Annotated in this window: 16 protein-coding genes; all 16 read right to left on the reverse strand. The window is 70.8% G+C overall.

The window, feature by feature from the left end; all coding sequences use genetic code 11:
* Positions 1–41: 41 nt before the first annotated feature.
* The gene (locus tag B5F40_RS03675) at positions 42–1,334 is read right to left on the reverse strand and encodes a dihydroorotase (RefSeq protein ID WP_087193024.1); all 1,293 of its coding nucleotides are present in this window, start codon (positions 1,332–1,334) and stop codon (positions 42–44) included.
* Entirely contained in the window at positions 1,318–2,262 is a 945-nt protein-coding gene (locus tag B5F40_RS03680; protein ID WP_087193025.1) for an aspartate carbamoyltransferase catalytic subunit, read from the reverse strand. The genes B5F40_RS03675 and B5F40_RS03680 overlap by 17 nt, the downstream gene beginning before the upstream one ends.
* Positions 2,263–2,265: 3 nt before the next feature.
* Entirely contained in the window at positions 2,266–2,853 is a 588-nt protein-coding gene (pyrR, locus tag B5F40_RS03685) for a bifunctional pyr operon transcriptional regulator/uracil phosphoribosyltransferase PyrR (RefSeq protein ID WP_087193026.1), read from the reverse strand.
* A 442-nt stretch (positions 2,854–3,295) separates the two neighbouring features.
* Complete coding sequence (locus tag B5F40_RS03690) at positions 3,296–3,628, reverse strand: hypothetical protein (RefSeq protein WP_087193027.1); 333 nt, start codon at positions 3,626–3,628, stop codon at positions 3,296–3,298.
* The gene (locus B5F40_RS03695; protein WP_140396400.1) at positions 3,625–4,347 is read right to left on the reverse strand and encodes a hypothetical protein; all 723 of its coding nucleotides are present in this window, start codon (positions 4,345–4,347) and stop codon (positions 3,625–3,627) included. Before B5F40_RS03695 ends, B5F40_RS03690 begins: the two co-directional genes overlap by 4 nt.
* A 724-nt stretch (positions 4,348–5,071) precedes the next feature.
* Complete coding sequence (locus B5F40_RS03700) at positions 5,072–5,920, reverse strand: hypothetical protein (protein ID WP_087193029.1); 849 nt, start codon at positions 5,918–5,920, stop codon at positions 5,072–5,074.
* A 128-nt stretch (positions 5,921–6,048) separates the two neighbouring features.
* Positions 6,049–6,876 (reverse strand): hypothetical protein, encoded by an 828-nt coding sequence (locus B5F40_RS03705; RefSeq protein WP_087193030.1) that lies wholly within the window; start codon positions 6,874–6,876, stop codon positions 6,049–6,051.
* Between the two features lie 154 nt (positions 6,877–7,030).
* On the reverse strand, positions 7,031–8,041 hold the full coding sequence (locus B5F40_RS03710) for a hypothetical protein (RefSeq protein WP_087193031.1): 1,011 nt from the start codon (positions 8,039–8,041) through the stop codon (positions 7,031–7,033).
* Entirely contained in the window at positions 8,038–8,934 is an 897-nt protein-coding gene (locus tag B5F40_RS03715) for a hypothetical protein (protein ID WP_087193032.1), read from the reverse strand. The genes B5F40_RS03710 and B5F40_RS03715 overlap by 4 nt, the downstream gene beginning before the upstream one ends.
* Positions 8,931–10,244, reverse strand: coding sequence for a hypothetical protein (locus B5F40_RS03720; RefSeq protein WP_087193033.1), 1,314 nt, complete (start codon positions 10,242–10,244; stop codon positions 8,931–8,933). The genes B5F40_RS03715 and B5F40_RS03720 overlap by 4 nt, the downstream gene beginning before the upstream one ends.
* Positions 10,241–11,185, reverse strand: coding sequence for a hypothetical protein (locus B5F40_RS03725; protein WP_087193034.1), 945 nt, complete (start codon positions 11,183–11,185; stop codon positions 10,241–10,243). Before B5F40_RS03725 ends, B5F40_RS03720 begins: the two co-directional genes overlap by 4 nt.
* Positions 11,182–12,033 (reverse strand): hypothetical protein, encoded by an 852-nt coding sequence (locus B5F40_RS03730; protein ID WP_087193035.1) that lies wholly within the window; start codon positions 12,031–12,033, stop codon positions 11,182–11,184. Before B5F40_RS03730 ends, B5F40_RS03725 begins: the two co-directional genes overlap by 4 nt.
* 170 nt (positions 12,034–12,203) lie before the next feature.
* A complete protein-coding gene (locus B5F40_RS03735) occupies positions 12,204–13,055 on the reverse strand; it encodes a hypothetical protein (RefSeq protein WP_140396401.1) in 852 nt (283 codons plus the stop codon).
* Positions 13,056–13,248: 193 nt separating this feature from the next.
* Positions 13,249–14,496, reverse strand: coding sequence for a hypothetical protein (locus B5F40_RS03740; RefSeq protein ID WP_140396402.1), 1,248 nt, complete (start codon positions 14,494–14,496; stop codon positions 13,249–13,251).
* 1 nt (position 14,497) lies between these two features.
* A complete protein-coding gene (locus B5F40_RS03745; RefSeq protein WP_087193038.1) occupies positions 14,498–14,827 on the reverse strand; it encodes a DUF4176 domain-containing protein in 330 nt (109 codons plus the stop codon).
* On the reverse strand, positions 14,824–15,846 hold a 1,023-nt coding region (locus B5F40_RS16165), incomplete at its 5' end, for a hypothetical protein (RefSeq protein ID WP_162610875.1). The genes B5F40_RS16165 and B5F40_RS03745, both read right to left, overlap by 4 nt.

Genomic DNA, 15,846 nt, shown 5'->3' on the forward strand with positions numbered 1-15,846 from the left:
GGGCAGTTGCCCGGCCTCCGAGAAGCACGCGCGCAGCACGCTTAGTCGACGATGGCGCCGTCCTCGAGGGTGGCGTAGCCGCCCACGTAGACGTCGGTGGCGCGACCGATGAGCTCGGCGCCGATGAAGCCCGAGTTCGTCGCCTTCGAGAGGAAGCCGTCGGCCTCCACCGTCCAGGCGGCCTCCGGGTCGACGACCGTGAGGTCGGCCACGGCGCCCGGCTCGAGCGCCACGCGCTCGACGCGCAGGATCTCGCGGGGACGCACGGCCATGAGCTCCACGGCGCGCTCCCAGGTGATCTTCCCGGGCGCCACCAGGTTGGTGATGACGAGCGAGAGCGCCGTCTCGAGGCCGGTCATGCCGAAGGGCGCCAGCTCGAACTCGCAGTTCTTCTCGTACTCGGTGTGCGGCGCGTGGTCGGTGACGATGGCGTCCACCGTGCCGTCCACGACGCCCTCGATAAGCGCGGCGGCGTCCTCGGCCGTGCGCAGCGGCGGGTTCACCTTGAGGAAGGTGTTGTAGTCGTCGCCGATGGCGTCCTCGGTGAGGAACAGGTGGTGCGGCGTGACCTCGCAGGTGACTGCTAGGCCCTCGGCCTTCGCAGCGCGCACGAGCGCGAGGCCGCGGGCGGTGGTGAGGTGCTGGACGTGCAGCGGGCAGCCGGTGAGGCGGCAGATGGCGATGTCGCGGGCGATCTGGATCTCCTCGCCCTCGGCCGGCCAGCCGAGCATCCCCAGGCGCGTGGACGCGACGCCCTCGTTCACCTGGCCCTCGCCCACGAGGTCCTCGTCCTGGCAGTGGCTCATCACCACGCGGTCGAACTGGGAGGCGTAGTCCATGACGCGGCGCATCATGCCAGCGCCCTGCACGCCGCGGCCGTCGTCGGTGAAGGCGACGGCACCGTGGGCCACCATGTCGCCCATCTCGGAGAGGGTCTCGCCCGCCAGGCCCTGCGAGCAGGAGCCGGCCACGTGCACGCGGCACTTGCCGACCGCCGCGGCGCGGGACTTCACGTACTCCACCCCGACGGCGCTGTCGATGACAGGCTTGGTGTTCGGCATGCAGCACACCGCCGTGAAGCCGCCGTGGGCCGCGGCGCGCGTGCCGGAGGCGATGTCCTCCTTCTGCTCGTAGCCGGGCTCGCGCAGGTGCACGTGCATGTCCACGAGACCGGGCACGACGATCTTGCCGGCCAAGTCGCGCTCGACGCCCTTCTCCATGGTCAGGTTCTGGCCGATCTCGGCGATCTTCCCGCCGCGCACGAGGATGTCGGCCGTCTCGTTCAGACCGACCTGCGGGTCGATCACATGGGCGTTCTTAAGCAGTAAGGCCATCTTCGCTCCCTCCCAGAAGAAGATACATTTCCGCCATGCGGGTCAGAATTCCGGCGTACACCTGATCGAGGATGACCGAGCGCTTCGGATGGTCGGCCATGTAGCTGTCGAGCTCCACGCCGCGGTTGATGGGGCCGGGGTGGCAGATGAGGGCGTCGGGCTTCATGAGGGGCTCGCGCTCCTTCGTAAGGCCGTAGAGCATGTTGTACTCGCGCAGCGACGGGTACGGCGCGCCCTCGAGGCGCTCGCGCTGGATGCGCAGCATGTACACCACGTCGAGCTCGGGCAGCGCCTCGTCGAGCTTCGTGGTCACATGGTCGGCGCCGAGGACGTCGGGGCGCGCGGGCAGGAGCGTGGGCGGGGCGATGACCGTGACCTCGCAGCCCATGATCTTGAGCGCGGGGATGAGGCTGCCGCACACGCGGGAGTGGCCGATGTCGCCCACGACGCCCACGTGCAGCTTGTCCAAATCGCCTTTCGCCTGCCAGATGGAGTACAGGTCGAGCAGGGCCTGCGTGGGGTGCTGGTGCTTGCCGTCGCCCGCGTCGATGACGTGCGCGCCGGAGACGTCGGCGATCTTGCGCGGCACGCCGGCGTGCTTGTCGCGGACGATGATCATGTCGATCTTGTAGGCGCAGAGCGTCTCCACCGTGTCCACGAGGCTCTCACCCTTCACCGTGGAGGTGGAGCTGCCGCCGAAGTTCAGGCTGTTGGCGGAGAGGCGCTTCTCGGCGATCTCGAACGAGGAGCGCGTGCGCGTGGACGGCTCGTTGAACATGTTCACAATCGTCGTGCCTTTGAGCGTGGGCACCTGCTTGATGCGGCGCTCGTTGACCTCCTTGAAGCGGACGGCGGTCTCCAGGACGGTCATGATGTCCTCGGCGGAGTACTCCGTGATATCGATCAGGTGCTTGTGGTTGAAGGCCATGCCCTATTCACCTCCCAGCGGCGCCGAGCCCGCGCGCGAGCCCGGTGCGATTTCCAGAATCTCGACCTCCGACTTCCCGTCGACCTCCTCGAGGAACAGGCGGACGTTCTCGTCGGCGGCCGAGGGAACGTTCTTGCCCACGTAATCGGCACGGATGGGAAGCTCGCGATGCCCTCGGTCCACGAGCACGGCCAGCTGCACCGCCGCCGGACGACCGATGTCCATGAGCGCGTCGAGCGCTGCGCGGATGGTGCGGCCCGTGTACAGCACGTCGTCCACGAGCACGACGGTCTTGCCGTCGAGGTCGAAGAGGATGTCGGTGGAGTGCACCTCGGGCGCGAGGTGCGTCGCGAAGTCGTCGCGGTAGAAGCTGATGTCGAGCTTGCCGAGCGGCACCTTCGTGCCCTCGATGGACTCGATCTTCTCGGCCAGGCGCTTGGCCAAGAGGTCTCCCCTGGTCACGATGCCCACGAGCGCGATGCCCTCGGCGCCTTTGTTGGCCTCGAGGATCTGATGCGCGATGCGCGTCAGCGACCGCTCGATCTCGTCCGCGTCCATGCAGACGGTTTTGACTGCTGCTGCGTCGTTCATACACACCCTTTCTTCTCGTCGAGTGCGTACAGACGGACCTGCGCGCCGCCGGGCCGCGCGCCGCCGGGCTCAACGCCGCCCGGTCGCGCCGCCCCCGAGTTGGCGGCGTCTGCGCGAGGGCATGAAAAAAGCCTCCGCGACAGACAAAGGCTTTTACTCGTTCGCACCCTTGTTCGGACGGGCGCTTGGGGTGGTGCCTTGTCGGTCTCTCTGTACCGCTTTTAAAGGACTGGGGGCAGTATATGCGGTTTTGCGCGGTTTGCCTACCCCTTTTATGCAAAAAATCGCACGAAGCCGCATATTCGGCATCCAGGCGTCCGGCAAGCGCCCGACGATCCCATCGATCGGCGGCGCTCGGCCATCGGCCTTCCCGAAAGGCCCCTCGGCAGCCGGCGATGCGGCGCGCTGGCGTGCGAAAAGCGGGAACGGCCGCAACGGCATCTTAGCGACGGCACTCGGAGGTGCGGGAACGGGAGCCGAGCGGCATCGCGCCGAACGCGGCTGCGGCTCCGGTCGGGCGGAAGCGAAGGCCCTCTCCGCCAAGGCGGCGGCAGGAGTCGGCTCGACCGAGGCCCGTCCCGACGAGGCGCATCCGCACCTCGCCCCGCACGACGGCCAGCCCGCCTCCCAGCCGACACGAGCAGTCGCCGGGAGTCATGATCGCAAGCCTCGCCCCGTCCCTTCGACGGGCAGCGAGCCCCTCGCCCCGAAAGCGGGCGCGCACGCTCCTCGCCGAGCCCTCGCCCCACGCAGGCTCGGCGTCGGAGCCGCTCATCGCCCCCTTCCTTCGGAGTTTCCCATCCTCTCCTCAATGAAGCCCCTCACCTCTTCCCACGACGACGAGCCGAACCCGTCTTTGAGGAGAAGCGTCTCTCCGAACTCCCTGCTTCTGATGATCGCGATGTCGGGAAACCTGCGATGCTCGAGGACGTCGTGGATGGCCGAATAGGGGAACGAGGCCGACTCCCCCTTCTCCACCCGGTCCGAAAAGAGCCTGACCGAGAAGACGACCTCGCAAGGAACGCCCGCGCGAGGATCCGGCACGTTCGAGCCAAGGCCCCAAGGGGGAAGGAACAGATCCTCGTCAGCCCAAGAGTCGCCGATGCTTTGAGGCTGGACAAACAGCGAGAGGAAGGAGACTTTCGACTCTATGCAGGGGTCGTAAGGGCAGCTATGCGAGCCCGCCTTCACGGACTCGAAGCTCTTGCCCACCCTGGCCTTCCACGCACGGCTCTCCCAATTGGGCCGGCGGCCTCGAACGTACCACAAGCCAAGCAGCACCTCCAGCAGGCCGACCAGGATCGAGGCGCAGGCAAGCGCGAGCAGAGCGCTTGCCGCCCCGTCGATCCGCGCTCCGCAAGCTCGTGGATCGAAAGGGTTGAGGGAAGGCCCCATCCCTTTCTCATGGGGTCTCAGATGCAGCAGGTAATACCGCCTGAAAAGGTGCTCGTCGAAAACGAATCTCTGCTCGAAGGCAGGAGGTCTCGCGCTCATAAGCCACACCTCCCGAACGTCTCGCAGCATATCTCGCATACCCTATCGGCAAGGGAGACCCCACTGCCGTTCGCAGCGCAAGCGAAGCCGAAGCGACCCGATTCAACCCGCCCGGAAAAGAAAGGAACCCAGTCGTTTACGAGAACCGCGGCTTCCCGCATGCCGAACCCCGCAGCAGCACCGCCCGCTCGGCCAGCCAGAGAAACTCGGAGCGCCCTTCGCGGTGTCGAAGCAAAGGACCGTCCGCGCACGCCGCTGTCGACGCGAGCGCTCAAGCCTTCCTCGCTATCCCAACCTCGTTCGAGCAGCCGACGCCCCCGTCGATCACGGCGGCAGAAGCCGTCCCGTCCGCCTCCTTCGAAACGGCCCACCCGATGCCGAGCGTCATCCGATCCGCCAAAGCGAAATCGCATACCGTCCCCGACGACGCAGCTCACAGCCGACATCAGGTTCTCCGTGAGAGAGAGGCTCTCGAAGGCCTCCGGGCGTACGCGCAGCGGGCGAGCGGCCAACCGGCCGCCCTCAGCCTTTCGACGGCCGTCAGCGCGCAGCAGCCACGGGCGCGTCCGCCTCAGCGCCTCGGAGGAGGGCCAGCGCCCTTTCCAAGTCACAGCCCCGACATCGAAGATGCCCGAGTCAGAGCCCATGCCCGGAACTCCTCTTCCGATTTTGGGCCGCCTCTCCAGGCGGCGGGGAAGGGAGGCGCCCCCGCACGCCGCTCCCGTCACGACGCGCCCCCGCGCGCCGTCTGCGCCGCCATCCCCTCGAGCCTGGCCCGCGCCTCCAGAGCGCACGGCAGCGAGCCGCCGCGCTCGGCAGCGAAGCGATAGGAGGCCTCCGCGGAAGCCACCTCGCCCGCCCGCTCGAAAGCGGAGCCCTGCGCCGAGCGCGCCTCGACCGCAGCCCGCACGTCGTTCGGGAGCGCCGCCTCGGCAACCCGGCCGTAAAGGGCGGCGAGCGCGCCCCAATCGCCCTCGGCCTCGAGCGCGGCGCCCTCCTCGACGTCGCGCAAGTAGGAGGAAGCCGCCACCCTCCACGGCATCCCCGACTCGGCTCCGCAGAGGCGGATGGCCTGCGCGCACTTCTCCGCCAGAGCGCCGTCGCCGAGACGCCTCGAGACATCGAGGAGCAGCATCGCCATGTAGGCTTTGGGCGATTTCCTGGACTCCCTGAGAAAAGCCAGCTCCATACTCGAGGCCAGCGCCTCGGCCTCCCCATCCCTCCCGACGTAGACGAGGGCGCACGCCCTCCTGTGCGCGAGCACGAACGAGAGGTCGTACCCCTTCGGATAGAGCTTGAGGCCCTCGGTCGCATCCAGGTACGACCGGGGATCGCAGCCCTGGTCGAGGACGGCGGTCAGCCTCCGCGCTATGCCGCCTTTCGCAACCTCTGCAAACGCCGAGCAGGCCACGGCCGCGACGATCCAAGGCGAGAGAACGGCCGCCGCCTTGCCAACCACGAGATTGCCGTCCTCCGTGGCGAGCGGGAGGCACGCTACCGCAGCGACGCAGATCGCCGCCACCAGCGCCCTCCCGCCCGCCGAGACGGCGCCGAACATCCTGGATGAAGCCATCTGTCCTCCTCTCATCGAATGTCAAATCCATCAGAACGGTCATCGCCATCTGGAATAACCCACGTCAACAGCGCCGACGGACCCCCACGGGCGACCGGCGGCAGGCCCCCCGGAAGCGCTCGCGCCCCTCACGGCCGCCCCCTCCCCGCCATCTCCTCGAGCCTGGCCCGCGCCTTTCGGGCCGCAAGGAGCGACCCGCCGTTCTCGGCCGCGAAGCGAAGGGCCTCGAGAGACTCCCGCCCGGAAAAGCGCAGCGTCTCCGACTCCCGGAAGGCGGCTTCGACCCTGGTTCGCATCGTCTCCCCGTCGTTTTTCCACACCGTCCTCAAAAGGCGGGACAGCTCCGCGACATCGCCCTCCTCCGAAAGCCGCCGCAGCTTCCGCTGGAAGCCGATGTACTTAAGCTCGCTCCCATGCTCGCCCGGAGCCCTCTCGTAATGGAGGGAAGCGCTGTCAAGGAGGCTCGAGGCCGCGTCCCCGCCCATGAGCTTCGCGGCGAGGTCGTAGGAAACCAGCGCGATCTCGGCCCTCTCCCCCTCGCGCCCCTCCCCATTCGCGCTGCCGAGGATTTCCGAGAGGATGGACCGCGCCTTCCGAAGGTCGCCCAAATCGCAGTAGGCAAGGCCGAGGCGCGACATGTACCAGGCGGTCCAGCCGTCGAACGGCGGACGGGCGCGCTGCTCGACCTCGGCGCTGCGGTCGATGAACGAGGAGGGGTCGCACCCCTCGTCGTAAAGCTTCACGCGCCCGACGGCGCTCCTGCTCAGCAGGGCTTTTGCCGTCCGGGACGCAAGCAGCACCGGAACGGCTATGTCGAAGGCGACCAAAAGGTACCCCCACCACACTGCGGGCACGCCCCCTCCCAGCGCTAGGGCCGTAGCCGCCATCATCGCGACAGAGCCCATGATAGACAACGCGTAGAACAGGAAAAGGTGCCTTTTGCTGACTCTTAGCATCCGACCCCTCCGTCAACGAAGCCGACATCCTTGGGAATTGAAGCTGGAAACGCCATGCAGCCACCCGGAACGGAAGTTCCCCGAAGCCCAGGGCCTCGAGCGCAGCGCGTGCGCGATCCCGCCGTCCTCGAGGGCGACCGGCAGCGGCATCGTCCTACTCCCCCGCATCGCCGCGCTCCCTCTGCATCCTCCCCGCGACCATCACGGGCGCCTCGGCGCCCTCGAGCCTCACGACGCCGCCCATGGGCAGCCAGCCCATCCTGATCTCGCTCATCGCCCGGCCTCCTTTTCCTTTCCTCCTGCCCTTCCCTTTTCCGAACAGGGCCTCGCGCAGCGTGGTCCAGCCGTTGGCCTCCTTGACGAGGGCCTTGACCTCCTCCCACGAGGCGCCCTCGAAGGCGCTCGGGCGGACGACGACCTCGCTGCGCTCGTCCTTCATCCTGATGACCGCCAGGTCGGGGAAGCGGCGGTCCTCCACGATGTCGAAGACCTCCGAGTAGGCGAACGCCGCGGCCCCGCCGCCGGAGCCCTTCGAGAGGGAGCCCCGGTAGAAGCGCGCCTCGAAGCGCGCCTCCCGCGGCGCCGGGCTCGAGGGGCGCAGCTCGTCCTCCGAGAAGCGCGGCAGGAGGCCGGGGACGGAGTCGAACGCGTATGGCTCGTCGTGCCACTCGGCGTCGGCCCAAGCGAGAGTCGCCAGGACGAACGGCCCAGCAAGGAGCGACCGGTACGAGCGCTCTGACACGGGCCTCCACGTCGGCCCGTCGGCGAGGGCGCGGAACGACAGCTCCGTGCGGGCCTCCCAGCGGGGCGCCCCCCACCGGGGGTGCCTGAGGCCCCTCCAGAGCCGGAATCCGTAGACCGTCACCCAGGAATAGGCGGCGCACCAGGCCGAAAGGTAAAGGAGCAGGACGACGGTCGGAACATCCACCTCCGCCCCGCTCCGCAAAGCCTCGACGACATGGAGCACGCCCGGCCAGACCAAGATCCCCAGAAACACGCCTATGGCGAGCGCGACGAGGCCCAGCCACATGAACTTCCAGCCCGACGGGCGGTCGTGGGGCCGGAACCGCAGCTCGTAGTACTCCCTGAACGCCGCCTCGTCGAACGCGAACCGGCACGTGGCGAGGGGGGCGGGTGCCTCCGCGGCGCTTCCCTCGGCGCTCACGGGCGAACCCCCCGAGCGTCTCGCTGCGCCCCCTCGGCGGCCCTCCGGGCGGCCTCGGCGGCCCAGGGCAGGGAGCCGGCGTTGGCGGCCACGTAGCGCCACGACGGGAGCGCCTCGGCGGGCCGGCCGGCGGCCTCGAGGGCCAGGGCCTTGCGGCGCTCGTTGCCGACCCGCGCCAGGCGCGACGCGGACTCGTCGCGCCGCCCGTCGCGGAAGGCGGCCAGGCCCTCCCAGTCGCCCGCCGCCTCCAGGGCCGCCGCCCGCTCGGAGGTCTCGAGGAACGCCCGGAGCCGCCGGGCCGCCGCGCCCTTGGGCGGGCGGGGCCCGTCGAGGACGCCGCGCAGCGCCGACAGCTGCCCGTCCCTGGCCGAGGCGTCGCCCATCTCCGAGGCGAGGGCCGCCGCGCTCGCGCGGGCCTCCGCCCGCCAGACCGCCTGCTTCGGCTCGTCGGCCCGCGCCGAGAGCCACGACAGCCACGCCCGCGCGCCCTCCTCCTCGCCGAGGATCGCGAGCGAGGCCCCCGCCGAGAAGGCGAGGGAGATGCCGTCGGGGCCGAGCCTCCTGCGCCCGAGCCCCAGAAGCGGCAGGCAGCCCTCGACGGCCTCCAGGCACCGGCGGGGCTCGAGGTCGTCGACGAGCAGGGAGGACGCGCGCGCCGTCGCCCGGAAGACCGCGACCGGGCCTATCGCCAGCCTTGACAGGATCCCGGCGGCGAGGAGGGCCAGGCCGAGGGGGAGGGCCCAGGGCAGGCCCCCCGGCGCAAGGCCCGCCGCGGACGAGGCGAGGGACGCGGCCTGCGAGCACAGCGAGAGGAGGAACAGGGAGAGCGGCACCGACCTGCGCAGCCGCGCCGCGCGGGCGAGCGCCTCGGCGGGCCCTTTGCGCGCGCTCATTCGGGCACCTCTATCTCGAGGGCCTCCACGAGCCGCCCGATGGTGAAGTCGCCGAAGTCGAAGCCCTCGTCGACAAGGTGACGCCCGAAGTCGAAGGAACCGTCGTAGTACCAGAAGTAGTACGCCTTCCCCTCGTGCTCGTACTCGACCACGCCGTCCGGCGGGCGCCCGAGGATCGAGAGCTCTTTCACGGCGGGGTCGTCCGAGGCCCCGAAGAAGGGGAAGAGGGAGGGAGGGTCGAGGGAGGTGCCCGAAAAAAAGCAATGAACCAAGTTGTCGGCGGCCGCCTCCTCCTGGCTGTACGTGTGGCGAACAAAATCCTCCAACAAATCATCGGGGTCCACGAACGCCAACGACCACCCCGATCCGGGAGGGTCCTCGATATAGCCCCCGCCCTCCTTCCCGAACCTCTGCACGTAGAATCGGGGGTTCCCGTCGGGCTTCGACCTGTCGCTGATAAAGAACACGCGCGCGAGGGCGTCGTCCGACTCGAGCTCAAGCAAAGGCTCGGAGACAAAACGGTCCTCGTCCTCGCCCACGGGGGCGTCGTCAGGCGAGGCCACCCGGCGCGCGCGCCCGTCGGCGGAGGGGGCCTCATCCCCTCCGCCTATGCGGACCCCGTAGCGCACCCCCTTGGACACGGGCACGTCGGTGATGGGGTGGGAGGTCGAGAAGAACAGCACGCCGGACACAGCGAAGACGCACGCCGCCCATGCCGCCGCGCCGAGCAGCGCGCGCAGGGCGACGCGAAGGGCGAGGGAGGGCTCGGGGCCGCGCGGGAGGGCCGGGGCGGCGGGAGGGCGGCCGGGGGCGGCGCCCTCGAGCGACGCCGCGGCCGCCGAGGCGGCCCTCGCCGCCGCGCCCCGGAAGGGCCCGCCCGAGAGCCAGGCGCGCCACGAGGCGGCCTCCTCTTTGCGCCCAAGGGCGGCGCACGCCGCCCCGGCCGCCCATCCGGCCAGGGCAGCGGGGCCCGTGCGCAGCAGCCACGGGCGCGCATCGCTCAGCGCCCTCGAGGCCTCCCCGTGGCACGCGGCCGGGTCACCGCCGTCCTCGAGCAGGGAGACCGCCCTGCGGGCGGAGGCCTTGAGCTCGAGCCAGCCGCAGACCGGGCGGGCGGCCGCGCAGGCGCAGGCGCAGGCGACGGAGAGCGCGAGGAGCGCCCAGCTGGCCAGGGAGCCGACGGAGAACCCCGCGGCGGCCGAGGCCGCCGAGAGCGCCGCGAGCGCGGCCCGGAGCGCCAGGCGCCGCAGGCGGGGGGAGGCGCCCCCGCCTGCCGCCCCCGTCACGACACGCCCTTTGCGCGCGCTCATTCGGGCACCTCTATCTCGAGGGCCTCCACCACCTGGGCCAGCGTGTAGCCCCCGAAGTCGAACCCGGGGTCCTCGGCCAGGACCCGCCTGAAGTCGGGGTCGTGGTAGTACCAGAAGTAGTATTTCTGGCCCCCGTACCCGTACTCGACCACGCCGTCCGGGCGCTCGCCCAGGATGGAGAGCTCCCCGATGCGCGGGTCGCGCGAGACGCCGAAGCACTTGAAGAACCTGTCCTCCCCGGTGCCGTCGGCCACCAGGCTCGCGAAGAAGCACTCGTTGAGATACTGGGCGACGGCGACGGCCTCGTCCGAGAAGTCGTGGTTGTGGTACGCGGAGTACATGTTCAGATCCACGTGGGCATACCGCTTGTAAGGCACCGGGAGAGAAAACTTTCCCTCGCTTTTCCTCATCGTCTCCACGGCAAACTGGAGAATCCCGCCATGCTCCTCCCCAAGATCGAGAAAGAACACTTGAGAGAGAAACTCGTCATCCTCCTTCTCGGCCAAAGGCTCGGACAAAAACTCGTACTTGCCCAACGATGCCCAGACCGCCTCGTCCGGGGAGTCGTACCAGGCCTCGCCGACCCCCGCCGAACCCCCTCCGGACCCCTGGGCGCCGGAGCCGAGGCGCACGCCTCGCTCGGTTCCCATGGACCTCGGGAGGTCCGAGGGGTCGACCGGGGCCGTGGACAGGTACGCCGCCAGGGCCGCCGCGGCGGCCACCAGCCCCAGCGCGGCGCGGCGGGCGCGCCTGCCCCGTCGCGCCGTGAGGACGAACGCGCAGGCGCAGGCGAGGGAGAGCGCGACGAGCGCCCAGCCCGCCCAAAGGGAGCCGACGGAGAACCCCGCGGCGGCCGAGGCCGCCGAGAGCGCCGCGAGCGCGGCCGGGAGGGCCAGGCGCCGCAGGCGGGAGGGAGCGCCCCCGCGCGCCGCCCCCGTCACGACGCGCCCCCGCGCGCCGTCTGCGCCGCCATCCCCTCGAGCCTGGCCCGCGCCTCCCGGGCGCACGGCAGCGAGCCGCCGCGCTCGACCGCGTAGGCGTAGCCCTCGGACGCGCCCGCGAGGTCGCCCAGAGCCTCGAGCTGCTCGGCCCTCGCGAACTCGAGCTCCACCCTCTCCCTGACGTCCCACTCTCGAAGAGACGCGATCTGGGCCTCGCACAGGGAGACGAGCCCGGCCGCGTCTCCCGCCGCCTCGAGCCGCTCCCTCTCGTCGGCGGCCTCCACGAGGCGCCGCGCCCGGGACGCGTCTTCGCCGGCGCGGCCATCCCGCAGGAGCCCGACCAGGAAGGACCGGTACCTCTCCAAGCCGTCCGGATCGCGCAGCCGACGCGCCGCGTCGCAGAGGAACGCCGCCTCGCGGATCCGCTCGGCCCCGTTGCGCTCCCCGAGGAACTCGATCTCCATGCGCCTGAAGAAGGAGCCCGCCTCCTCGAAGCGCCCCAAGCAAGCCAGGGAGACGGCGGCTGCGTGCAGGAGCAGGAAATAGGCCGGCCCGACCGACGGCCGGTGCCTCCTGATGCGCGCCGCATCCTTCGCGAACGAGACCGGGTCGCAGTCTTTGTCCAAAACGGCGATCGCGCTCGCGGCGGCCTTGGACTCGGCCGCGGAGAGCAGGAAGAGGGCGACCGCCTGGAACGCGATGCACGCGAGGAGCACCGGAGCCACCAGCTCCGCCCTCAAAACGCCGTCCGGCGCCCCGAAGGCGAAGCAGCACGCGACGAAGCAAACGACCGAAACGGCCGCGACAGAGGTCTTCGCAACCCCGACGACGTTGTAGACCCTCAACATAAACGCCCTCGCCTCCAACCTATCCTTGACAATCGAACGTTGCAATTCGAACCGAGTGGCGGCATTGCACTCCTTACCAGAGAACCAAGAGCCGTCACTCCCACGCCAGCCGCAGACCGGCCCGGCGGCCGCGCAGGCGCAGGCGGGAGCGTCCCCGCGAGCCGCCCCCGTCACGACGCGCCCCCGCGCGCCGTCTGCTCAGCCATCCCCTCGAGCCTGGCCCGCGCCTCCCGGCCCGCCTTCAGAAAGGGGCCGTTCTCGGCCGCGAAGCGCAGAGACCGGAGCTCCCCGGCCCGATCGCCCAGGCTCCTGAGGGCAGACGATTCGACGAGGGCGGCGTTCACCCTCACCCTCATGGGAAGGCGCGCCGAGGCCCGGACGGCGCCCCACCCCTCGGCGGCCCCCGGGGCATCGCCCTCCAGGACCGACAGCATCAGGCCCCTGTCCCTCTCGGCCGCCGCCAGCCTCTCCTCGGAGACGGAGCGCCCCTCCCGGAGGCTGCCTTCGCCCCAGGGCCGATCCAAGAGGCCGACCGCGCTTCCGAAGCCGAGGACCTGCGCGGCCGCTGGGTAGGCGACGAGCGCCGCAACGGCCCTCTCGGAGGGGTCCCGGAAGGCGCCCGCCGCGTCGACGGCGGCGCCGACGGCCTCCCGGGCCTCGTCCTCAAGCCCCGAGTCGTCGAGGGCCATGCCCCAGCGCGAGAAGAGCCAAACGCCCCAGACGCCCCGGGCCTCGCCGTTCCGCCGCTTGACGGCGCGCGCGCCTTCCAGGAACCTCCCCGGGATGCAGCCCTCGTCGTACTCGCGGGCCAAAGCCTCCAGATGCCGGAGGAAGGCCCGGTCGACGACGGCGCGGGCGAAGAAGGTCGAGGCGAGGACCAGCAGGGCCAAGACGGCGAAGCCCCACCAGGTTCCTGGCACCCCGCCCCCCGCGGCCATCGACACCAGGAACACGAGGAAGAAGAGGGACAGCAGGAGGACCGCGTAGAACAGCATCGAATATCCCCAGGATTTGACTATCATCTCCGACCTACCTCAATCTGCATGCGGAGCCATCAAGCCCCCCCCCCCGAGCGCCAACACGGAGAATCCGGCCATTTGAGGCTGGGAAGCGGGCGCCATCCCCTCGCTGCGACGATCGCCATCGCCGTCATAAGCAGAGCCAAATGGGCACAACGAGTCGTGCGCGCGGGCATCGGAGGCGACCGCCGCCCTACTACTCCGCATCGCCGACCGCCCCCTCCGCCCCTTCGGCGGGCGACGGGTCCCTCGCCCCGGGGGCCAGCCGCGCCGCGAGCAGGGCCGCCGACGCCAGGGCCAAGGGGAATGCCACAGCCCGGAGGGCGGCGAGGGCCCCCATGATCGCCTCGCCGTCCCCAAACATAGGGGCGATCCGATAGAAGGCGAGCCCCGCCCCCTCGTAGAAGGCGACGCAGGCGGCCGCGGAGAGCAGGGCGCGGGGCATGCGGCGCAGCGCCGCCGCCCGGGAACCCGGGGGCAGCGCCGAGGCGGCCAGGGCCAGCGAGAGCGCGGCGGCCAGGGCGGCCGAGAGCGCCTCGACGCCCAGCGCGGGGGCGTTGTGCGGGAAGGCCCACAGCAGGGCCTCGCGCGCCGCCTCCTCCGAGGCGTACTCCCCCGTCAGGATGCCCTGGCCCACGTAGGCGAAGTTCGAGAGGAGGCCGGCCCCGAAGGGGAGCTCGAGCGCGGGGGCGAGCAGGGCGGCCGGCAGCGCGGCGGCCGCGAGCAGGGCGGCCAGGGCGGCGCATCGCGCCGGGGGGCGGCGCCGGGGGGCGGCGCAAACAAGAGGGACCCACCCGCGCCTCACGGCCAGGACGCAGGAGAGGAAGAACGGCGTCATGACCCCTGCGGTTCCAACGACGACAAGCACTTGCTTCAAGTTCCCTCCCGAAGGGAGGCTTGCCGCCACAAGAGTGAACAGCACCGCCGAAGCGAGCGCGCACACTCCCAACTTAGCAACCCCACGCGCCTGCACAGGGTATATCCGAAGCCCCGCAACCCCCAGCGACCCGAAAAAAACCGCATCGACGACAAGAAAGAAGACGGACTGGAAAGCCATAATCGAAACGACGAAAGCATTGGGAGAGTCTGCCCCGGGGATGTCGGCAAGCGAAGGGATAACCACAGCAACCGTCGCGAGAGCCGCCAAGCCCGACAGCAATGCCCCTCCCGCGAGCGAGTAGAGGGCAGAGCCGGCCAAGGCAGCAGGGCCCATGGTCCGCCTCGCGGCGGGCGGACGGCCGAGCACGCACAAGGAGAGCAGCAGGACCGTCCAGAACAGAAGCTCGCCGAAGGGGAAGGCGGGGTTCCCGCTCGACGCCTCGCTCAAGACCGAGAACGCGAGCGCACACGCCGCGCACGCGCACGCCCAGAAGCCCCACGGCCTCGAGCGCAGCGCGTGCGCGATCCCGCCGTCCTCGGGGGCGGCCGGCGGCGGGGCCGTCATCCTACTCCCCCGCATCGCCGCCCTCGCCCTCCGCCGGGCCCGGAGCCCCGGAGGCGAGGCGCGCACGCTCCTCGTCGAGCCTTTCGCACCACGCGAGCTCGGCGTCGGTGCGGTAGCCCAGGAACAGCACGTGCTCCACGCTGCCGCCGTCGAACAGCACCGCCTGCGAGGAGTCCTCGAACCCGCAGGGGTACGGGCATGCGGCGTACTCCCACACCCGGGAGCCTCCGCGCTCCCTCTGCATCCTCCCCACGACCATCACGGGCACCTCCGCGCCCTCGAGCCTCACGACGCTGCCCATCGGCAGCCAGTCCATCCTGATCTCGCTCATCGACCGGCCTCCTTTCCCTTTTCCTTTTCCTTATTCCCGCCCTTGCTCCCGCCGCCCCGGGCCGAGCGCAGCGCGGCCCGGCCGTTGGCCTTCCCGACGAGGGCCTTGACCTCCTCCCACGAGGCCCCCTCGAAGGCGCTCGGGCGGACGACGACCTCGCTGCGCCCGTCCGCCATCCTGATGACCGCCAGGTCGGGGAAGCGGGGGTCCTCCACGACGTCGAAGACCTCCGAGTAGGCGAAGGAGCGGGCCCCCTCCCCCGCCCGGCCCTTCTCCAGGCGGTCGGCATGGAAGCGGACCGAGAAGGGGACGCGGCGCGGCGCCGGGCTCGCGGGGCGCAGCTCGCCCTCCGAGAAGCGCGGCAGGAGGCCGGGGACGAGGTCGTAGGCCCAGGGGGCGTCGGCCCACCCCTCGCCGCCCCGGGCGGGAAGCGCCCGGTACGCGCGCTCCGGCACCGGACTGCGCGTCGGCCCGCCGGCGAGGGCGCGGAACGCGATCTCGGTGCGGGCCTCCCAGCGGGGCGCCCCCCACCTCGGACGGCGCGTCCCCCTCGCGAGGCGGACGCCGCGGACCGCAACCAGCGCCCAGGCGGCGCACCAGGCCAGGACGAGGGGGGCGAGGGCGGCGAGGAGGGGATCCGCCCCGACCCCCTCTGCGGCGGCGTCCGGGGCGCGCAGCCAGGCCAGCGCGGCCGCGAAGGACGCCCCGAGCGAGAGCGAGGTGAACCCGAGGAACGCGAGCCTCCAGCCCGCCGGGCGGTCGTGGGGCCGGAACCGCAGCTCGAAGCACTCCCTGAACGCCGCCTCGTCGAACTCGAAGTCGCACGTGGCGACGGGGGCGGGCCCATCCGCGGCGCCTCCCTCGGCGCCCGTCGCCCGGCCTTTCCCCCTCTCCTTCTCCTTCTCCCTCTCCCTCTCCTTCCCCATCCTCTCCCTCTCCTTCCCTTTCCTCCTGCCCTTCCCTTTTCCGAACAGGGCCTCGCGCAGCGTGGTCCAGCCGTTGGCCTCCTTGACGAGGGC

This window comes from Gordonibacter sp. An230, assembly GCF_002159915.1.
In the GTDB taxonomy this organism is placed as follows: Bacteria; Actinomycetota; Coriobacteriia; order Coriobacteriales; family Eggerthellaceae; genus Rubneribacter.